The organism is Thiospirochaeta perfilievii, from assembly GCF_008329945.1.
In the GTDB taxonomy this organism is placed as follows: domain Bacteria; phylum Spirochaetota; class Spirochaetia; order DSM-2461; family DSM-2461; genus Thiospirochaeta; species Thiospirochaeta perfilievii.
The window spans coordinates 2,123,476-2,143,503 of the sequence record NZ_CP035807.1; the positions used below are offsets into that span (position 1 = coordinate 2,123,476).

The following is a 20,028-nucleotide window of genomic DNA, read 5'->3' on the forward strand; positions in this document are numbered from 1 at the left end:
TTAGTCTATATGAATAAAATTGTTGAAAAAAAACAGTTATCGGATGATGTCTATTTAATGGAGTTAGAAGCTCCATATATAGCGGAAAGTAGAAGGGCAGGTCAGTTTATAATCCTTCAGTTAGATAATAATTTTGGAGAGAGAATCCCTTTAACAATTGCAGATGCAAATGAGTCAAAGGGTACAATAACTATAATATTTCAAGCTGTAGGGAAGACAACAATTCATCTATCAAAACTTGAGGTTGGGGATTATATAGAAAACTTATTAGGTCCTTTAGGTACTCCCACAGAGATTAAAAAAGTTGGAACAGTTGTATGTGTAGGTGGTGGAATTGGTGTAGCGCCAATGCATCCTATTGCACAAGCATATAAGGCTGCAGGAAATAGAGTAATATCCATTATTGGTGCTAGAAACAGAGATCTACTAATTATGGAAGAAGAGATAAAGAAATGTAGTGATGAAGTAATTATCTGTACTGATGATGGCTCCTACGGAAGGAAAGACCTTGTTACAGCTCCTTTAAAAGAGCTATGTGAAAAGGGTATTCCCAACGAAGTTGTTGCAATTGGACCTCCTATAATGATGAAATTTGTATCAGAAACAACTAGACCTTATAATGTTCATACTATGGTTAGTTTAAATACTATTATGGTTGATGGTACAGGTATGTGTGGTGGTTGCAGAGTAACCGTTGGGGGTGAGACAAAGTTTGTTTGTGTGGATGGGCCAGAGTTTGATGGCCATTTAGTAGATTTTGATAATATGATGTTAAGACAGAAAGCTTACAAAACCCAGGAAGATCAAGCTACTCATAAGTGTAGAATTGGTTTAACAGGAGATCATAAATAATGAGTGATATAGACTTAAAAAGCATTTATGCTAACTTAGAAGGTAAAGATAACCAGCTAAAACCTAAAGAGAGGATGACTATCCCTCAGATGGATATGCCGGCTCAAGATCCTGTTCTTAGGAGTAAAAACCAAAAAGAGGTTGCCCTTGGATATACAGAAGAGATGGCAATTATAGAGGCTTCAAGATGTCTTCAGTGTAAAAATGCACCGTGTATAAAGGGGTGTCCTGTTGGGATTAATATCCCTGGCTTTTTAGACGCTGCAGCTAAAGGTAATTTCCAGGAGTCTGTGGATATTATTAAGGAGGCTAGTCTACTTCCTGCAATTTGTGGAAGAGTTTGCCCCCAAGAGACCCAGTGTATGGAGTTTTGTACAGTAGGTAAAACTTTAAAAGATCCAATGAAGTCTGTGGCTATAGGTCGAGTTGAGCGATATGTTGCTGACTTAGAGAGGGAAACAAATAGTATAAAAATCCCTGCAATTAAAGAGTCTACAGGAAACAAGGTTGCGATTATTGGATCTGGACCTGCAGGGTTAGCAGCAGCGGCGGATTTAAGGCAGGATGGTCATGAGGTTGTTGTTTTTGAGGCCTTCCATAAGCCTGGTGGGGTTATGATATACGGTATTCCTGAATTTCGTCTTCCTAAGGCTATTGTTGAAAAAGAGATTGATACATTAAAAGAGATGGGCGTTAAGTTTGAGATGAACTTTCTAGTAGGAAGAACAAGAACTATTGCAGACTTAATAGAGAAGGATAACTTTGATGCCGTATTTATAGGCAGTGGAGCAGGTCTGCCTAAGTTTATGAATATCCCTGGTGAGAATTTAGTTGGTGTTTTTTCCGCTAATGAGTACCTAACAAGATCTAATTTAATGAAGGCATACGACAAAGAGAATGTAGATACTCCTATTTATCAATCAAAAAAAGTTGCTGTTTTAGGTGGTGGTAATGTAGCTATGGATGCTGCTCGAATGGCTTTAAGACTAGGTGCTGAAGAGGTAAATGTTATATACCGAAGAACTAGAAACGAGATGCCTGCAAGGGTTGAAGAGATAGAACATGCCATGGAAGAGGGAATAAAATTCCATTTTTTAACTAACCCTATACGAATTCTTGGGGATGATAATGCCCGAGTTAATGCTATTGAGTGTTTAAAATATGAACTAGGAGAACCTGATGACTCTGGTCGTAGAAGGCCTCTTCCTATCTCTGGTAGTGAATTTATTATGGAGATGGATACAGTTATTCCTGCTCTTGGTAACGGTTCAAACCCATTAATTAAGCAGACAACCCAGGACTTAGAGACTACTAAATGGGGAAATATAGTTGTTAATGAGAACAATAAGTCCTCTATGGATCGGGTTTATGCCGGAGGAGATATTGTTTTAGGAGCTGCAACAGTTATCCTTGCTATGGGGGAGGGTAGGACCGCAGCAAAGGCAATAACGGATGATCTTAAAAACAGATAGGCTTTTATTAAGACCATTTTCTATAGAGGACTCTGCAGATTTTTTTTCCATATCAAGTGACCCTATGGTCACTGAGTTTTTAACATGGGGTCCTCATATCCATATGGAAGAGTCTTTAGAATCTATACAAACAAGATTTATTAACAATACTAATGTTTTTTGTATTGAACATAGGGATGATAATAAGTGTATTGGCTGTATAGATTTAAGATTTGACAATACGAATAAAAAAGTTGGCTTTGGTTATATGTTATCCCAAAGTTATTGGGGGTCTGGTTATATGACAGAGACCCTTAAAGCAGTTTTAGATTATATCTTTTCCTCATTTGATATAAATAAGGTCGAAGCATCCTACTATGTTGGAAATCCAGGATCTGGAAGGGTTATGGAAAAGTGTGGGATGGTATATGAAGGGACTCAAAAAGAGTCCCTGATAATTAAAAATAAGTTTGTAGATGTAGTTAACTATGGGTTAACTAAGAAAGATTTTTTGGACTTCACCCAGCCATTAATTAATAAAAAACCTGAGCAGCTGCTGGATGAAATATTAAGGTAAGACCTTAATAAAAAGTTCATAAACATTAACTTAAAATCTCATCAAGAGTAATATAATCCCCCACATGCCCAGCCATTTTTTCGGCATCAGTATTTACTGGTAGTGTTTTTTTCCCTGGTCTCCAACCTGCGGGACAGACTTCTCCTGTTTTTGTTGCGTGCTGCCATGCTTGAACTTGCCTTAAGAACTCATTCACATTTCGTCCAACAGAATCAGCTTGCACTTCTTGGGCAACACAAATTCCCTCTGGGTTAAATAAAAATCTTCCTCTAAGAGCGACCCCTTCTTCTTCTACTAATACTCCAAAAGCTCTACTAACTTCTTGGTTTGTATCTGCGCCTATAGTTAATTTTAAGCCACTAAGAAGAGTTTCTGTTTCAACGAATCTCTTGTGCGAAAATTTTGAATCCACAGAGACTGCAAGAATTTCAGTGTTTAGCTTCTGAAATTCATCATACTTGCTATTCATAGCTGCTATTTCAGTTGGACATACAAATGTAAAGTCTGCTGGATAAAAGCATATAACTGACCATTTCCCTTTATAGTCTTTACTTGATACAGTTTTAAAATGACCTGTTTTTGAATCAAAGGCATCCATTGAAAATTCTGGCATTTCTTGTCTTACCATTGTTGAACTCATGTTTTTTTTCTCCTCTACTAATTGTTCTGTTCCTAATTGTTGTGTACTTATTATTTTTTTTCTTGGTCTTACACCTGCTTCACACCCCATAGGTCCCCCCTTATTATATAAGAATTATAATACGCATTATTTGCATATGCAAATATTAAAGCTTGTATATAGGGTATTAGAGATGTATAAAGCAGTCAAGTAGTAATGATAATTATTCTTACAAGGCATAATGTTGTAAAAAATGGGTATTTTATTGTTTAGCTTATTGATAATTGTTCTCATTAAGAGGATAATTAGTTATATAAAGGAAAATTATATGGATGATAATTTAAACAAACATCTATCTGGGGAGTATAAACTAGGTTTTGAAACAGATGTTGAATCAGAAACTTTCCCGGTAGGTCTAAATATAGAGACAATTAAAGAGATATCAAAAAAGAAGGATGATCCTGAGTGGTTATTGGATTTTAGGTTAAAAGCATTTGATAAATGGCTTAAGGCTAAAGAGCCTAACTGGGCAAACATACACCATGATCCAATAGATTATCAAAAAATTAGCTACTTCTCTAAACCTAAAAAAAGTTAAACAGTTTAGATGAAGTTGATGAATCAATTCTTAAAACCTACGAGCGGTTAGGTATTCCACTAGAAGAGCAAAAAATACTATCTGGAGTAGCAGTTGATGCAGTCTTTGACTCCGTATCTGTTGTTACAACATTCCATGAGCATTTAAAAGAGAGGGGAATAATATTCTGTTCCATTAGCGAGGCAGCAAGGGACTACCCAGAACTTGTAAAGAAGTATTTAGGTTCAGTAGTTCCAATAACAGATAACTACTTTGCAACTTTAAATAGTGCTGTTTTTACAGATGGAACCTTTGTTTATATACCTAAAAATATTAGATGTCCAATGGAGCTATCCACCTATTTTAGGATTAATGCACAAAATACAGGGCAGTTTGAAAGAACACTTATAGTTGCAGATGAGGGGAGTTATGTCTCCTACAATGAGGGGTGTTCAGCTCCCCAAAGGGATGAGAATCAACTCCATGCAGCGGTTGTAGAACTAATAGCCCATAAGGATGCTTTTATTAAATACTCCACAATTCAAAACTGGTATCCAGGGGATGAGAATGGTAAGGGGGTATATATAACTTTGTAACCAAAAGAGGTATCTGTCACGAGAATGCAAAAATATCATGGACACAGGTTGAAACAGGCTCTGCTATTACCTGGAAATACCCAAGTTGTATATTAAAAGGGGACAACTCAGTAGGGGAGTTCTACTCTGTAGCCCTAACTAGTTTAAAACAGGAAGCTGATACCGGAACAAAAATGATACACATAGGGAAAAATACCAAATCTACAATTATATCCAAGGGTATATCCGCTTTAAAAGGAAAAAACAGTTATAGAGGTTTGGTAAAATTTAATAAGAATGCTATTGGGTCTAGGAATTTCTCCCAGTGTGACTCTCTTTTAATTGGAGAGGATTGTAGTGCCCATACCTATCCATATTTAGATGCGGAGAATAGTGAGTCTATAGTTGAGCATGAAGCTACTACATCTAAAATAAGTGATGAACAACTCTTCTATATAAGGCAGAGGGGTATTAAGCCTGAAGATGCAGTAAGTCTTATTGTAAACGGGTTTTGTAAAGAAGTTTTAAATGAACTTCCCATGGAGTTCGCAGTAGAAGCAAGAGAGTTATTAGATATAAGTCTTGAAGGGAGCATAGGATAATGAATTTACTAGAAATAGATAATTTAAAGGTTAATATTAACGATAAAGAGATAATAAATGGTTTAAACCTAAAAATAGATAAGGGGCAAGTCCACGCTTTAATGGGACAAAATGGGTGTGGAAAATCCACTCTAGCTAAGGCTATTACAGGACACTTTGCAATTAATGTAACTGGAGGTTCAATAAAGTATAAAAACCTTGATCTGTTAAATATGGAGCCAGAAGAGAGGGCAAATAGGGGAATCTTTATGAGTTTTCAAAGCCCTAGGGAGATTCCAGGGGTAAATAACCTATATTTTTTAAAAACATCTCTTAATTTAAAAAGGGAGTTTAATGGTCAAGAAGAGTTGAATTCTGCCCAGATGTTAAAAAAAATTAAGACATTAACAAAAGAGTTGGGAATTGATGATAAGGTTTTAAAAAGATATGTAAATGACGGTTTTTCCGGTGGAGAGAAAAAGACAAATGAACTTCTACAGATGCTACTTTTGGAACCAGATTTGATAATTCTAGATGAAATTGATTCAGGATTGGATATTGATGCTCTAAAAAGAGTTGGTGAGGGAATAAATCGGTTATTAGATGGTAAAACTTCTGTACTAATAATAACCCACTATAAAAGAGTTTTAGACTATATAAAACCTGATGTAGTCCACGTAATGGCTGGAGGAAAAATAGTTAAAACAGGTGACATCTCTATTGTAAATATCTTAGAAGATAAGGGATATGGAGGGATAGATAATGCCTCTAGCTAATTTGAATTTACAGAGTGTTGAAGAGTTTAGAAACTTTAGTATAGATAGTCTCTTTTTAAAGGATTATAAGGTTAAAATTGGTGGAGAAAAATTTAATATCGAAAACCGTTTTAAAAATATGGAAAAGATCTATATTGTTAATGGGATTCCTGTTTCTAAGGATTTACCAATAGGTGTATCAATTGTGAACCTAGATATTACTGAGATTAATAACTATAACCCCCTCCTAAATTTCAACAATAAATATAACGGAAAAATATGGGATATTAATTTTGAGAGTCAGAGACTTTCAGATATAGTTATTATTAATGTCATCACAGATTCAAATATATTTATTCCTTCAAATATCAGATATTCCATTGAGGATGAAGGTGTTATTAATATATTAGAGGTAACATTAACTCAAGGTAGTAGCAGTGGGGTTTTAGTTAATAACCGAAGGGAGTTTAGTATAAAAAACTCAACACTAAATTACTCTAGTTTAAATGAGTCAGGGGATGAGAACTCTATACTCTTTAATTATTATGGTTTTGTAAACGGAGGCTCTCTAAATAGTGTAAACCTTAATAATCAAGGGTTTACAACCATGAATATATGGGATGTGGACCTATTAACTGATGGTTCTGAATGTTCTGTTTATGGTGTAATAAAACTTGAAAAAAATATGAAGCATGGAACCATATGTAAAATTAACCATCTTGAAAAAAACACCTTTAGTAACCAGGAATTCAGGTTTATATTAGACGGAAGTAGTTATGCTATGTATGATGGGGATAGTACTGTTGTTAATAGTGCTAAGGACTCATCTACCGCTCAAAACTCAAAGACTATAATGCTTTCAAATAGTGCAAGAATATATAACAAACCAAGACTGAATATTTATACCGGGGAGGTAAAAGCAACCCATGGAGCCTCTGTAGGAAGACTCGATGGTGAGGATATCTTCTATTTAAAACAGAGGGGTTTAAAGGAGTCTATAATTAAGAGCTTGTTAATTGATGCCTTTGTTATTGATCTATTAGATAAGGTGAAATCCAATAGTTTTAGGGAGTATCTACATGATAAAAGATGATTTCCCATATTTTAAAAATAGTAAAACCACCTATCTTGATAATGGTTCAACAACTCAGAAACCCCAATCTGTAATTGATTCAATTACTAGTTATTATACCCAGTACTGTTCTAATACCCATAGGGGAAGTTACAAGGATGGGAATAGGGCAACTAAAGAGTTTGAGGCTTCAAGAAGTTATATTAGGGATTTTATCGGCGCAAAATTTAATAAGGAGATAATCTTTACTAAGGGAGTTACCGAGGGAATCAATATGGTGGCTAGCAGTTTTGTTAATAGTAGGTTTAAAACTGTTATCATCTCCTCTCTGGAGCATCATTCTAATATTGTTCCTTGGCATATTATGGGAAGAACACTTGGAGAAGGTTTAGAGGTTGTTAGATATAGGGAGGACTTATCCTTTGATCTAGAACATTTTGAGGATCTTTTAAGAAAAAATCCCAACTCCTTTGTCTCTATAACCCATATCTCCAACGCTTTTGGAGTAGTTAATCCAGTAAAAGAGATAACTGGATTAGCCCACAAATATGGATGTAAAGTTTTGGTTGATGGGGCTCAGGCATTATCTAGGTTAAAAGTTGATGTTAAAGATTTAGGTGTTGATTTTTATATTGCTTCAAGTCACAAGAGTTATGGACCAACAGGTGTTGGTGTTTTGTATATTAACGAAGAAGTTTTACCAGAGTTTAGCCCATATCAAACAGGTGGTGCTGTAATAGAGAGGGTCTCTTTTTCAAAATCAACACTTTTAGACTCACCCCACTGTTTTGAAGCTGGTACACAAAATATTGCCGGTGTTATTGGGTTTAAAACAGCTCTAAAATACATAGATAGTATTGGTTATAAGAGTATAGCAGAGAACGAAGATAGACTTGTAAATTATATTATTGAAGGTTTAAAAAAAATAGATGGGGTTAGACTCTACACAGGTAAGAGTCGGATAGTTGGTAATGTTAGTTTCAATATCCAAGGTTTAATGCCAATAGATATAGGGCTTCTATTAGATAAACAGAATATCTCTATTAGGGCTGGTCACCACTGTGCCATGCCAATTATGGAGTCTCTTAATATTGATGGGACTGTTAGGATAAGTCTTGGTGTATATAATAATGAGTCGGATATAAAAACCTTTTTTAAGGGGTTGGACAAGGCTGTCTCAATTTTAAGGAAGTAGGTATGATCGAAGATAGAATAAATAATATATTAGAAGACCTAAACATGTTTGATGATGATATAGATAAGTATGAATATATTGTAGATGTTGGTAAAAATCTCCCTAATCTGGATGAGTCACTACAAAGGGATGAGTTTCTAGTTAAGGGCTGTACATCTAAAGTCTGGTTAATTGCAGAGTACAGTAATGGAGTTATTAATCTAAAAGCTGATAGTAACTCTGTAATTGTTAAAGGTTTAGCATCTATATTAATAACGGTTTTTCAGGATTTAGAACCAGAAGAGATTGTAAATTATAATATTGATGGTTTAGAAAAGTTAGGTTTAACAGAGATAATAAGTCCAACACGGCAAAATGGTGTTTATCATATGGTTAATAAGATAAAGCACTATGCAGAACTTTATAAGGAATAGATATGGAACTAATGGAAGAGGTTATTACTAAGTTAAAAAGAATATACGACCCAGAGATTCCTGTAGATATATATAACTTAGGGTTAATATATAATATAGATTTTGAGGCTTGCAGAAACGGATTATACTGCAATATTTTAATGACATTTACATCACCAAACTGTCCTGTTGCAGACTTTATACTTGATAGTATAAGAAGATCCCTAATTACAATAGAAGAGATCTATAGGGTAGAAATAGAAGTAACATTTGACCCCCCTTGGGACAGAAGTAAAATTAGCCAAGAGGGGCAGGAGATATTTGAGATGGAAAATGTTGATATGAACTAGAAGTTCTTTATGCTGCTATTTTCTCTTTTTTCAAAAGATCCTTAGGTTGTATTAGATTCATTAAATATAAAAATGGAGTATCAATTATTGCAGCCATATATTTAACTACAAGAGTTGTTATAATAATTGATCCAATTATATCAAAGGGGAATATTCCAGCTAATGCAAAACCAATTGTAACTAATACTGAATCTACTAGTTGGGAAATAAATGTAGAACCATTATTTCTAATCCACAAGGTCTTGGTTGAGCTATTCCATGACTTTATTTTAGCATAGACAAATACGTCTATACTCTGACTTATAAAGTATACAATATTTCCAACTAATACAGCTTTGAATGTTCCCCCGTTTATAGAGAAAAATAGCTCTAGAGCACTATTGTAATCAGAACTGTAGTCTAAACCTTTAAATAGTGTAGAAACAAACATAATTAGTATAAATGAAATATTTGCAAATATTGATATATGTACTGCATTTCTAGCATTTTTATATCCGTATTTTTCATTTAGAAGGTCTGTAGCAAGAAAAATACCTGCAAACATTACATTCCCTAATGTTGCTTCTAATTCAAACAGGCCAAAGTTGAAAATAACACCTTTGTTAACCTGTAGATTTGCTGCTATAACACTTAGGATTATGTATCCAAGTATACCCTTCTTCCCAAAAAAACGGAAAGCTAAAGCTATTAATGCAAAGTTAAACAGTGCAAATAATAGAAAAATTAATAAATTATTCATCATAGACTCCTAGTTTTGTTTCGCAGGATGGTTACGAACTGCGACTGATTTATCAGTGATTTGTAATGTATACATAAATACAGTAAAATGCAAGATATGATAAGGTACAGCAGAATAACTAATAAAATAAAAAGAGAGATTGTTTTGTTAAAGGGGAAACCATGTAAGTGGGGTAAGTGTAGTTTTTGTGACTATATTGAGGATAACTCAACAGATGAAGACCTAAATGATAAAATAAACTTTGATATTTTATCAAATATTACTGGAGAGTATGGGGTTTTAGAAGTTATAAACTCTGGTAATGTTTTTGAACTATCTCAAAAGACCCTTAATTATATAAAAGAAATAATAGTAGATAAAAAAATTGATACACTTTTCTTTGAAGCCCACTGGATATATAGGAAAAGAGTAAAGTATATGAGGGACTTTTTTGGAGTAAAATGTATTGTCAAAACTGGACTCGAGAGTTTTAATCAAGATTTTAGGGAGAGGATACTCTTAAAGGGTTTTGATTATAAAAATATAGATGAGATAAAAGAGTATTTTGATTCTGTATGCCTAATGGTTGGAATTCAGGGGCAAAGCAAAGAGATGATAATAAATGATATAGAGTTAGCCCGAAATAATTTTAATCATTTTACTATAAATATCTTTGTTGAAAACTCTACAAATATTAAACCCGATAATAAGCTTATAAGTTGGTTTCAGAGTGAGTATAAGTGGTTAGACAGTGAACAAAAATGTGATGTCCTCTGGGTCAATACTGATTTTGGAGTTGGAGATTAATCCTGTCAAAATATGGCAGGATAAACATTAAAAGTTTCGCTCCTTTCTAATATAGTCGTAGGCATCCTGAATCTCTTGGAATTTAACCTTGGCATACTGACTAAACTCCTCAGGCAGTCCCTTGTTTTGAATTTTATCTGGGTGAAAATCCTGTACTAACTTTCTGTAACTAGACTTTATTGTTTGATCACTATCTTTAGGTGTACAATTTAGTGTTGCATAATGTTTTTCCGACTCTAATCTTGGAAAGTGTTGGGTTTTTAAATTGTTGTAGTCATGATCTGATATTTTAAAAATACTCTTTGCTAATTTTAATAGTTCCTCTTCCTTTTCATGAAGTTGTCCATCTGCTTTTGCCACTTCAAAAAGAGTATTTAACATAAAAAATAGTAGATTAGGTTGATTAGAGTTAATTTTGTAGAAATTATTTGCAAAATTCTCAAATGAATAACTACTGTCTTTTGCCTCATTAAATACTTTTATAGCAAAACTTCTCTGTTCACTATTAAGTCGCAACCTATTGGATATTACATATTCTACCGCTCTTACCTCATCAGATGTTACTATTCCATCTGCCTTAGCCATTTTACCTAACATTGAGAATAGGGCAACAAAATAATTCGCCTGAACCTCTTCATGGTGGGATAAGTTATTATCATTATCTAATAACTTATGCCCTATAAAAGCACCTCCCGCAGCACCTAGGGGCCCTCCAATAATAAAACCTATTGTAGCCCCTGCTATTTTTCCATACCAACCCATAAAAACTCCTTAAGTTTAATTTAAAAATATTTTGTGGATTTGGCAAGTTTTCCTTATAACTATTTGATTATTAAGGTTTATTTAAATTTAGTTGACACTATATAGATCAATTACATATTCTAATATTACGGAGATATCATGAAAAAAATAATTAAGTTATCTATATTTCTACTAATTCTAATGTTTTCATGTAGTAAAGATAGTAGTGATACTGTTGTAAAACAGGAAGAAGTGGTTAAAAATGTTGTGGAAAGTAGCTCCAATTTAGTGGAGCCAGTAAAAGAGCAAGAGAGTGAAGTAGTTCCCCTTGTTCCTGTTGATATGGAAGTTTTTAATCAGAATATTATTAAAACAGAGGCTTCAGAAGGTGCTCTTTTAGAGGATAGTATTGATTATAGTTCTACAACTGTTAATTATTATAACCCTGGAGAACATGATAATTCATCCTTCCAGATTGCAGATGATGGGAAACCTTTGGAAATTGTAGATTTTGGTCCTACAGGTAAACTCCCTGAAGAGATGCAAAAACCATCTGTATATGTTCTCTTCTCCAAACCAATGGTCCCTCTTTCTAAACTAGGAGAGCCTATAACCTCCTTTGATAATTTTGTTATAGAGCCAGCACTAGAGGGTGTATATCGCTGGTATGGGACTAACCTTCTATCCTTTGAAGCTTCAAAACCAATATTAGCAGATTCTGATGGCTACTCTAAGGAGTATAGAGTTGTAGTAAAAAAGGATATAAAATCTTTAACAGGGCAGACTCTTGGAAAGGATTTTGAGTATAGTTTCTATCCTAAAGAAGTAGAAATGGTAAACCTAATAATACCGGTAAACGATACTGATGTTTTAGGTAGGTTGTCAAATGTTCCCTATGACCTAGCCCATAAAGCTATTGTTCGTTTTAACATGCCTGTTGATTTAGACTATATAAAAAATGGATTGGACGTTAAGGTAAAGGGAAACAGTGTTGATTTCTCGATTAGTAGAACACTTGATAAGGGAAATAGGGGAGATCGATCAATTGTTATAGAAATTCCTAATAGCGTTAAATTTACTAATAACAATCCTGTAATGATAACACTAAAAGAGGGGGCTGTTCCTAGGAAGGGAACTCCCCAAAAAACAGAGAGTCAAAGCAAGGTTTATGAGACTTTAGATAAATTTACTTTCTATGGCAGTTCGACATATAGTTATGCCACTCCATCTCTACCTAAGGGAAATAGATACCCACTATATATTTCATTTAATCAAATTATTGATAAAGAACAGGATATAAAGAGTCTTATTAAAACTTCGTTAGATGTGGACTTAGATGAGAAAGTATTTATATATGGTTCAACTATCCATATTACTAATTTACCCCTAGAGTCTGGTGATAGTTACAGTGTTACAATAAAAGAGGGTCTAAAGGATATATATGGGCAAGAGTTAACTGGAGGAGAGAGGGTTCTTAACGAGGTTGTTCCTGAAGCGACATCCTATATTAGATTTCCAGATAAATCCTATGGTTCATCTGACCCTGCAAGGGTTGGGTATTTAGAGTCACAGTTTGATCCAGGAATTATAATACAGCATCAAAACCTTGACAGTTTAAGTTATGGGGTGGAAGCTGTTGATTCAATTATTAATAGTAAGACAACTACAAACATGAGTGCTGTAGATCTATCTGTTTCTAAAAAGAACTACTCTAATTTTGAATATATCGACTTAAAGAGTTTTGTAAACGGAATGGGGAATGGATCAGTTCTCTTTAATGGAGAGGGAACTTATCACTGGTATAATGATAGGGAAATTACAAGGAAGGATCAGCTTTTAGTTCAAATGACTGATATAGGTATAACTGTTAGATTTGGTTATAATATGATTCTTGTATGGGCAAACTCATTATCCAACGGTGCTCCAATTATTGGAGCAGATGTTACACTTTATAATAGAAATAAGACTATTACAAAAACAGCTAAAAGTGATAAAAATGGATTAACAGTATTCAATCTAGGACCAAATGAGTACGCAAAGTCATACTATAACTACAGAGATGTTAGTTTTTGGGTTAATGTTGATAGTGGGGAGGACAAGGCCTCGTTAGAAGTTTTTGATAATTTAACCCCTTGGCGTCATGGTGTAAGTGGGCGAGACCCAGAGAATGCAGAAGAGTCTCTAGATAGAATGTTACTTTTTTCTGATAGGCAGTTATATAAACCAGGAGAAGAGTTAAGTTTTAGAGGGATCCATTGGAGACAGAGATTAGGGGAGTTTACGCCCTACGAAGGGGAGTACTCTATATACCTAACTTCCCGGGGATATAAGTCCCAGGTGATCTATAAAACAACTGGTAAAACAACTAAGAGTGGAGGTTCATTTGGTTCATTTAAACTTCCCGAGGATATAAAACCTGGAAAATACTCCCTTATCTATAGGGTCGGTAATAACCGGGGGTCAGCTGAGATTCAAATAGCCAATTTTAGAAGATTAAACTTCTTTGTAACTTCCCAAATACCAGATAGAACATTCTATTATGGTGATACTATAAGTATCCCTGTAAAAGCAGGATATCTTGCAGGGGGAGTTATGCCTGGAGCAAGTTATTCCTACTACTGGACTAGAAAGATGATAAACTTTACCCCTCCAGGGAAGAGATGGGATTCCTATATTTTTGGTATAAATAGTTATAGTGGGGAGAAAAACCTAGAACAGGGTGAAGGAAGACTTTCAGGTAGTGGTGAAGCCCAGATAAAGGAGGAAGCTTTAGGGCATGAGAGCCAGGTTGGAACTTATAGATATGTATTGGAGACTACTGTAACTGATATTGATAATCAACAGGTATCAAATACTGCCTCTGTTGTTGTTCATCCATCTTCCTTTTATATAGGAGCTAAGTTAGGGGATGATAGTAGCTCCTATTGGTCATCTTTTATTAAAGCTAAAGAGGATACCCCATTAAGAATTGTCCTTGTTACACCAGAGGGTGAAATATATAAAAAGAGCAGTGATATTGATATTGAACTTTATAAGATCTCGTGGAAGTCATCCTATCAGCAGGGTGTTTACGATAGAGTTAATGTTTCATATAGAAAGAGCGAAGAGCTTGTGGGAACATATAAAACAAAGTCAGACTCTAAAGGGTTAGCTAGTATAGATATTAATCCTGAAACATCTGGTAGTTATATAGCGAAAATAAAAAGCGCTGATGATAATGGTAGAGCTGTCCAGAGTGATCTTCGATTCTACTCCTACGGTGGAGGATGGTACTACTGGGGTGGAGATAGTGACACTATTAGTCTTGTTCCAGATAAGGATCTCTATTTTGTTAATGATAGTGCAAAAATAATGGTTCAGTCCCCATTAAAAGAGGGTAAATATCTTTTAACAGTAGAGAGAGAAGGTATAATTGAGAAATCTATAATTAACCTTGATGAAGATACTACTATGGTTGAAATTCCAATAGAAGAGAGCTATGTCCCAAGGGTTTATGTAGCCTTAACTAGTTTTACCAATAGGGAAGAGGCTCCGGAGAACTACTTTGCTCCAGATTTAGGAAAACCAAAAAATCTATTTGGAGTAACAAGTTTAGATGTATCCCCTATTACAAGGACATTAGATATAGATGTTGCTGCATCTAAGGCTAGTTATAGACCTGGAGAGGATGCAGAAGTATATATTAAAGTCTCTAAGGATGGGAAACCTGTTGCAAATACAGAACTTGTCTATTTAGCAGTAGATAGAGGGGTCGTAGATCTTGTTAACTATCATGTTCCAAACCCATTAAAATACTTTTATAATCCATACAACTTTCCTCTGTATACTTCAGGTGATGACTTAAGAAATTATTTAATGGACCCTGTTAGTTATGATATTTCCAACCTACAAGGTGGAGATGGATCAACTAAAATGGAGAAAAGGGAAGATTTTAATCCTTTAGCAGCCTTTGAGCCTTATATTAAGACAGATGCTAACGGTATTGCAAAAGTTAATTTTAAACTTCCAGATACTCTTACTACATATAGAACTACAGTTATTGCATTAGAAGGGAATAGGGTAGGGTATTCAGAAAACGAAATATTGGTAAAAAACCCAATAAATGTAAGATCCGCTTTCCCAAGACGACTGAGACTTAGGGACACAGGAGTTGGATATGTTATATTGCAAAATAATACAGATAGTGATCAAAGTGTTACAGTCTCTTTAGACTCAGAGAGTATTACATTTCCAGGGGAGAGTTTAAAGAGTGTTGTCGTCCCTGCATTTTCATTATATAAAGTTCCATTTTTAATGGTACCACAGGATGAAGGTAAGCATAAAATTAATACAACTATTAAGTCTGATGTTCTAAATGAGGTTATCATTGAGCCTATAAATGTTGAAAAGCCCCTTATAAAAGAGACTTTTGCAACTACAGGAAAAGTTGAAGATGGAGCCTCGGAAGAGGGTATTCTTATTCCGGAAGATATTGCTGATAACTATGGGGCCTATGATATCTCTATGTACGCTTCAAGGTTTGGTATGATTAAGGGGCCTATAAATAGTCTTAAAACTTTTAATAGAACTCTATTTGAAAGGTTGTACTACTATATGCCAGATGCAGTTTTAGGAAAAAAACTTAGTCAACTTGATATAACCTATGATCCTAGTAGTGTTGATAGTGTTTTATCTACATTAAAGAGAATCCAGACGCCATCAGGGTGGTTAAAATATTATACAAGGCAGACTGAGCAGGATATCTACTTAGATATAATCTCACTTATGTTTATAATAAATGCCCAAGATACAAAACGTTCAATTCCAAATGGCTTAAAAGATGGGTTAGCAAATGCTCTGCTTAATAGCTTAAATAAGGATAGGGTAAATAGTTCAACTGTCTCCTTTGCTTCTTATATATTAAATCAAGCAGGTGTAAATGTTACAACTTTAGTTGATAAGTTATTAAAAGAAGAGGAGAGTATAGGTTTAACAGCCCTAGGTTATCTATCTTCCACATTAAAAGATATGGGAAGGGATGAGGATTCTCTTACTACGTGGAAACTGGCTAAAAAGTTTGTTAGGCCTGGGACTAGAACCATCGATATAAATGAACCCTATGAAACAAGATGGTATTTTGATAGTGAAATTAGACAGATAAGTTCCCTTATTCTAGCTGGTCTAAAGTTAGATGAAAATTCAGATATGATGCAGAGATATGTTACAACTCTTAGGGATAGATTAAATGCAAGGATGTGGAAGAGTAATACAGACTACCTGTGGTCTTTAATTGCAATAAAGGCTATAGCAGAAAATGATCAAATTGATAGTTTAGATATGAACGTAGCCCTTACGTTAGATGGGAACATTGTAGAGCAGAAGGGAATCAACAACTTAGCTGACTCAACTTTAGATGTAACTCTACCACTATTTGAATCACCACTAAAAGAGATGGAGAGGGGAAAACTCTTCCCAATTAGGATTGAGAAGAGTGGAACTGGTAATATCTACTACTCTGCTCAAATTAATTACGCCCTACCTTCCGAGGTAACACTGCCTAGAGATGAGGGTATTGGTCTCTTTTTACACTATGAAAATTTAGATGGTGAAGTTGTAAAACCTAAGGATGTTATTGTTGGAACTACATATAGGGTAAGAACTGTAATATCTAGTAGTAAAAGACGGGAGTATCTAACTCTCGATATCCCTGTCCCTTCAGGTATTGAAATTATTGACCCAAGTTTTGCAACAACCTCGGCATATAAACCTGAGGGTGGTGTAGATTCTGAAGTCTGGACTAGAGAGACATCATATGGTGATGAAACCCAGTTTAAATCAGAGGGTTACTGGGGTTATTGGTGGTATTGGAAAAATGAACCAGATCAAGAGATCTATGATAACCACTTAACATATACATGGGACACATTTTATGAAGGGAAGAGGGAGATTACATTCCTAGTAAGGGCTACTAATCCTGGAATATTCCCAACACCATCAGCCCAGGCCTCTCTACTGTTTGAGCCTGAGGTCTTTGGTCGAACAGGAGGCTCCCTCTTTGTTATTAAGTAGGGTATGGAAAGGGTTTTTAATACTCCTTGGATCTTTAATACTCCTTGGACTTTTCCTATTTTTATTACCTTATAAAGGCCTAGAAGATGTACAAAAAGCCCACTACTCTCTATCTATTAAAGATGTTAAAGGTAGAGAGTTATACAGTACTCCCCTGGATAATGGTCTAATTCGGTATAGGGTTAGGGAATACTCTATACCGAAAGAAGTAAAGAGTATTGTACTACTTAACGAGGATAGGTATTTTTATTACCATCTAGGTGTAAACCCAATATCCATATTTAAAACTCTGTTCTTAAATAAAAAAGAGGGCAGAGTTGTCTCTGGAGCATCTACTATAAGTATGCAGTTAGCAAGAATTATAACTCCTAGGAGTAAATCCTTAAAATCAAAGGCTCTAGAGATGTTTGATGCTCTGCGGCTAGAGCTTAAACTCTCTAAAAGTGAGATTTTGTCCTTATACCTGTCTTATATACCATTTGGTAAGAATATTGAGGGATATGGGGCTGCCTCAAAATACTACTACGGAAAGGAATTTAGTGATTTAACTATTTACGAGGCTTCAATTCTTGCAGTTATCCCTAGAAGTCCAAGTTTTTACGATCCTATTAAAAATAGATCTAACTTAAAAGAAGCTTTAATTAGAAATAGTGATATCCCTATTGAAAAATTTGATAAAGCTCTAGATTTAATTGATTCTAGAAGTAGACTACCTAAAAACCCTATTAAAGCACCACACTTTGTTAACTTTGTAATGGACCGTATAACAGAAGATGCTTATATCGAAGGTGTAGATATAGTTACAACCCTTGATTTAGATATTCAGATGGACGCCCAGTATATATTAAATCAGCATATTGAGAACTCCCTAGAACATAGACTCTCTAATGGAGCAGTTTTGTTAATTTATAAGGGGGATATTGTCGCCTATATTGGTTCTAAAGATTTTTTTGATAATGAGACCCAAGGACAGATAGATGGAGTACAGATAAGGCGTCAGCCAGGTTCTACTCTTAAACCCTTTTTATATGAACTTGCATTTGAAAGTGGATTTACTCCAGCAACAATTATACCAGATATCCCCACAGTCTTTGGTCGAGAGGAGGTGTACCGTCCAGAAAATTTTAGTCAAACATATAACGGACCTGTTAGAGTTAGAACTGCATTAGCCTCTTCCTTAAATATTCCTGCTGTATATCTGTTGGAGAGATTAGGTGTAGATCCATTTATTAAAAGACTTAAAGAGTTAGGTTTTAACTCCCTTAATGGACAGGAGGATATATTAGGTCTAGGTCTTGCAGTAGGTAATGCAGAAGTAACACTATATGAATTAATAAGAGCATTTAGGAGCTTTAAAAACAGTGGTAATTATCAAGATTTAAACTGGATTAAGGGGGATGTTAAGGAGAATTATCCTGTTATGGATCCAATATATGCATCTTTAACTCGTGATATTCTTTCTGATAAAAGAGCACGAGTTTTAGGCTTTGGACGTAATACTCTGTTGAATACAGCCTATCCATCATATTTTAAAACCGGTACATCAAACCAATTTACCAATATATGGGCCCTAGGAGGCACTCCCGACTTAGCATGTGGAGTATGGATGGGTAATTTTTCTGGTAATAGTGTTATTGGTACTCCTGGAAGTTCTATACCAGCAAGGATCATAATAGATCTTTTTGATGAGTTAAGTTCAAAAGAGGAGTTTCAGCCATTGTATGGTTTGGAAAAGGCTAAAATTTGTTCTCTTTCCGGAGGACTAGCAACAGTTAATTGTCCTGATACTACCTATGAGTATTTTAAAGATATATCTAACTTAAAAAAATGTGACTATCACAAAGATGGAGGTGGTGTTGTCCTTCCAGGAGAGTACTTACAGTGGTCATCAATCTATAATTACGACAATGTTTCAACGATATCAGATATAGAGGTTTCAATTCTTTCCCCCCAGGATGGTGCTGAATTTTATTACTCTCCAGAGATTCCAGAGGGGTCTCAAGGTGTTGAGTTTCAGATTAATGGTAAGGGTAAATTTAATATAATTGGAAAGGGAGAGGAAATTATTAGTGGGACTCTTCCCTATCAGGGAATAATATATTTAGATAAGGGGGAATGGGAGTTAGAGTTTAGGTTTGAAAATAAAATAGTATTAAGGTATATTAAAGTATCATAACTGTATAATTTCATCTGCTATATCCAGGGGTTTATATTTCTTAAAACACTCTAAGTCATTTTGTTTCCAGATATTATTCCACTCTGGGTTTGGTTCTAAACCGTACTCTTCTTCATCCCTCTTTTGTCCCCGTTTTATAGACTCCTCTAAATTTGTATCTATCCATATTTTTTTTGTAAAATATTTTAATAACTCTGGCCTAAATAGCCCAACCCCTTCTACAATTATAGAGTCCTTAAAAGAGACTGTTGTTTTATTTATTATTCTATTTTCGTTCCAGCTAAAAACTCCATAGGTTAGAATTTTAAAGCCGTTGGAATAAGGCTTCAAAATCTCTTTCTCAAGTCTTTTGTAATCCATTATATTCCATAAATTATAATTAGTTAATTTTGTATCCTTACAAAAGCTATCCACACCAATTATTGGTGCCCCTAACTCTATTGATAGCTTTTGGGCATAAGTTGATTTCCCTGATCCACCAAAGCCTGAAATTGCTATAAGCATTTTAAATCCCTCTATCTCATTTATTAAATTAGTTTAAA

General features: G+C 34.7%; 18 protein-coding genes, 1 pseudogene and 1 riboswitch. Of the genes and pseudogenes, 15 read left to right on the forward strand and 4 right to left on the reverse strand.

The genetic code is table 11. The features are described 5' to 3' along the window. The first annotated feature begins 9 nt into the window (after positions 1-9). From EW093_RS09680 to EW093_RS09690, 3 genes are read left to right on the forward strand one after another with little or no spacing between them, the layout of a single operon-like run. Positions 10-852, forward strand: a complete 843-nt coding sequence (locus EW093_RS09680; RefSeq protein WP_149568207.1) for a sulfide/dihydroorotate dehydrogenase-like FAD/NAD-binding protein — start codon at positions 10-12, stop codon at positions 850-852. Then, positions 852-2,324 (forward strand): NADPH-dependent glutamate synthase, encoded by a 1,473-nt coding sequence (gene gltA / locus EW093_RS09685; RefSeq protein ID WP_149568208.1) that lies wholly within the window; start codon positions 852-854, stop codon positions 2,322-2,324. Before EW093_RS09680 ends, gltA begins: the two co-directional genes overlap by 1 nt. Beyond that, the gene (locus tag EW093_RS09690; protein ID WP_149568209.1) at positions 2,305-2,880 is read left to right on the forward strand and encodes a GNAT family N-acetyltransferase; all 576 of its coding nucleotides are present in this window, start codon (positions 2,305-2,307) and stop codon (positions 2,878-2,880) included. Before gltA ends, EW093_RS09690 begins: the two co-directional genes overlap by 20 nt. A gap of 25 nt (positions 2,881-2,905) precedes the next feature. On the opposite strand, the gene EW093_RS09695 is transcribed toward EW093_RS09690, so the two are convergent. Continuing rightward, the gene (locus EW093_RS09695) at positions 2,906-3,610 is read right to left on the reverse strand and encodes a peroxiredoxin (protein WP_149568210.1); all 705 of its coding nucleotides are present in this window, start codon (positions 3,608-3,610) and stop codon (positions 2,906-2,908) included. 217 nt (positions 3,611-3,827) lie between these two features. Between EW093_RS09695 and EW093_RS17505 the strand changes: the two genes are divergently transcribed. The 9 genes and pseudogenes from EW093_RS17505 to EW093_RS09725 all read left to right on the forward strand — a co-directional run bounded on the left by EW093_RS17505 (position 3,828) and on the right by EW093_RS09725 (position 8,996). Continuing rightward, positions 3,828-4,097 carry a hypothetical protein gene (locus tag EW093_RS17505; protein ID WP_223111592.1) on the forward strand — a complete coding sequence of 90 codons (270 nt, stop codon included), beginning with the start codon at positions 3,828-3,830 and terminating at the stop codon, positions 4,095-4,097. Positions 4,098-4,255: 158 nt separating this feature from the next. Then, positions 4,256-4,402, forward strand: a pseudogene (locus EW093_RS18100) (Fe-S cluster assembly protein SufB); the annotation flags it as partial. Positions 4,403-4,420: 18 nt separating this feature from the next. Beyond that, positions 4,421-4,672: a SufD family Fe-S cluster assembly protein gene (locus tag EW093_RS17840; RefSeq protein ID WP_223111593.1), complete on the forward strand. Its 252-nt coding sequence runs from the start codon at positions 4,421-4,423 to the stop codon at positions 4,670-4,672. 32 nt (positions 4,673-4,704) lie between these two features. Then, positions 4,705-5,253, forward strand: coding sequence for a SufD family Fe-S cluster assembly protein (locus EW093_RS17520; RefSeq protein ID WP_281283514.1), 549 nt, complete (start codon positions 4,705-4,707; stop codon positions 5,251-5,253). Next, positions 5,253-6,008, forward strand: a complete 756-nt coding sequence (gene sufC / locus EW093_RS09705) for a Fe-S cluster assembly ATPase SufC (protein WP_149568211.1) — start codon at positions 5,253-5,255, stop codon at positions 6,006-6,008. The genes EW093_RS17520 and sufC overlap by 1 nt, the downstream gene beginning before the upstream one ends. Continuing rightward, positions 5,995-7,080 carry a SufD family Fe-S cluster assembly protein gene (locus EW093_RS09710; RefSeq protein WP_149568212.1) on the forward strand — a complete coding sequence of 362 codons (1,086 nt, stop codon included), beginning with the start codon at positions 5,995-5,997 and terminating at the stop codon, positions 7,078-7,080. Before sufC ends, EW093_RS09710 begins: the two co-directional genes overlap by 14 nt. Further along, positions 7,067-8,254 (forward strand): aminotransferase class V-fold PLP-dependent enzyme, encoded by a 1,188-nt coding sequence (locus EW093_RS09715; RefSeq protein WP_149568213.1) that lies wholly within the window; start codon positions 7,067-7,069, stop codon positions 8,252-8,254. The genes EW093_RS09710 and EW093_RS09715 overlap by 14 nt, the downstream gene beginning before the upstream one ends. Before the next feature lie 2 nt (positions 8,255-8,256). After that, positions 8,257-8,667, forward strand: a complete 411-nt coding sequence (locus EW093_RS09720; RefSeq protein WP_149568214.1) for a SufE family protein — start codon at positions 8,257-8,259, stop codon at positions 8,665-8,667. 2 nt (positions 8,668-8,669) lie between these two features. Then, positions 8,670-8,996, forward strand: coding sequence for a metal-sulfur cluster assembly factor (locus EW093_RS09725; RefSeq protein WP_149568215.1), 327 nt, complete (start codon positions 8,670-8,672; stop codon positions 8,994-8,996). 7 nt (positions 8,997-9,003) lie between these two features. Here the strand turns inward: EW093_RS09725 and EW093_RS09730 are convergent, their stop codons facing one another. Then, a complete protein-coding gene (locus EW093_RS09730) occupies positions 9,004-9,735 on the reverse strand; it encodes a queuosine precursor transporter (protein WP_149568216.1) in 732 nt (243 codons plus the stop codon). Between the two features lie 3 nt (positions 9,736-9,738). After that, a riboswitch (PreQ1 riboswitch) is annotated at positions 9,739-9,783 on the reverse strand. Positions 9,784-9,831: 48 nt separating this feature from the next. Here EW093_RS09730 and EW093_RS09735 point away from each other — a divergent pair. After that, positions 9,832-10,521, forward strand: coding sequence for a radical SAM protein (locus tag EW093_RS09735; protein WP_149568217.1), 690 nt, complete (start codon positions 9,832-9,834; stop codon positions 10,519-10,521). A gap of 27 nt (positions 10,522-10,548) precedes the next feature. On the opposite strand, the gene EW093_RS09740 is transcribed toward EW093_RS09735, so the two are convergent. Next, on the reverse strand, positions 10,549-11,283 hold the full coding sequence (locus tag EW093_RS09740) for a TerB family tellurite resistance protein (protein ID WP_149568218.1): 735 nt from the start codon (positions 11,281-11,283) through the stop codon (positions 10,549-10,551). A 138-nt stretch (positions 11,284-11,421) separates the two neighbouring features. Between EW093_RS09740 and EW093_RS09745 the strand changes: the two genes are divergently transcribed. Both EW093_RS09745 and pbpC read left to right on the forward strand, forming a co-directional pair. Continuing rightward, a complete protein-coding gene (locus tag EW093_RS09745; RefSeq protein WP_149568219.1) occupies positions 11,422-17,310 on the forward strand; it encodes an alpha-2-macroglobulin family protein in 5,889 nt (1,962 codons plus the stop codon). Beyond that, positions 17,297-19,486, forward strand: a complete 2,190-nt coding sequence (gene pbpC / locus EW093_RS09750) for a penicillin-binding protein 1C (RefSeq protein ID WP_187759664.1) — start codon at positions 17,297-17,299, stop codon at positions 19,484-19,486. Before EW093_RS09745 ends, pbpC begins: the two co-directional genes overlap by 14 nt. On the opposite strand, the gene EW093_RS09755 is transcribed toward pbpC, so the two are convergent. Next, positions 19,481-19,990 (reverse strand): uridine kinase family protein, encoded by a 510-nt coding sequence (locus EW093_RS09755; protein WP_149568221.1) that lies wholly within the window; start codon positions 19,988-19,990, stop codon positions 19,481-19,483. The genes pbpC and EW093_RS09755 overlap by 6 nt on opposite strands. Positions 19,991-20,028 lie beyond the last annotated feature (38 nt).

Coding starts and splice junctions, on each gene's coding strand:
- EW093_RS09680 (WP_149568207.1), top strand. CDS start 10: ATGAATAAAATTGTTGAAAAAAAACAGTTATCGGATGATGTCTATTTA.
- gltA (WP_149568208.1), top strand. CDS start 852: ATGAGTGATATAGACTTAAAAAGCATTTATGCTAACTTAGAAGGTAAA.
- EW093_RS09690 (WP_149568209.1), top strand. CDS start 2,305: ATGATCTTAAAAACAGATAGGCTTTTATTAAGACCATTTTCTATAGAG.
- EW093_RS09695 (WP_149568210.1), bottom strand. CDS start 3,610: ATGGGGTGTGAAGCAGGTGTAAGACCAAGAAAAAAAATAATAAGTACA.
- EW093_RS17505 (WP_223111592.1), top strand. CDS start 3,828: ATGGATGATAATTTAAACAAACATCTATCTGGGGAGTATAAACTAGGT.
- EW093_RS17840 (WP_223111593.1), top strand. CDS start 4,421: ATGGAGCTATCCACCTATTTTAGGATTAATGCACAAAATACAGGGCAG.
- sufC (WP_149568211.1), top strand. CDS start 5,253: ATGAATTTACTAGAAATAGATAATTTAAAGGTTAATATTAACGATAAA.
- EW093_RS09710 (WP_149568212.1), top strand. CDS start 5,995: ATGCCTCTAGCTAATTTGAATTTACAGAGTGTTGAAGAGTTTAGAAAC.
- EW093_RS09715 (WP_149568213.1), top strand. CDS start 7,067: ATGATAAAAGATGATTTCCCATATTTTAAAAATAGTAAAACCACCTAT.
- EW093_RS09720 (WP_149568214.1), top strand. CDS start 8,257: ATGATCGAAGATAGAATAAATAATATATTAGAAGACCTAAACATGTTT.
- EW093_RS09725 (WP_149568215.1), top strand. CDS start 8,670: ATGGAACTAATGGAAGAGGTTATTACTAAGTTAAAAAGAATATACGAC.
- EW093_RS09730 (WP_149568216.1), bottom strand. CDS start 9,735: ATGAATAATTTATTAATTTTTCTATTATTTGCACTGTTTAACTTTGCA.
- EW093_RS09735 (WP_149568217.1), top strand. CDS start 9,832: ATGATAAGGTACAGCAGAATAACTAATAAAATAAAAAGAGAGATTGTT.
- EW093_RS09740 (WP_149568218.1), bottom strand. CDS start 11,283: ATGGGTTGGTATGGAAAAATAGCAGGGGCTACAATAGGTTTTATTATT.
- EW093_RS09745 (WP_149568219.1), top strand. CDS start 11,422: ATGAAAAAAATAATTAAGTTATCTATATTTCTACTAATTCTAATGTTT.
- EW093_RS09755 (WP_149568221.1), bottom strand. CDS start 19,990: ATGCTTATAGCAATTTCAGGCTTTGGTGGATCAGGGAAATCAACTTAT.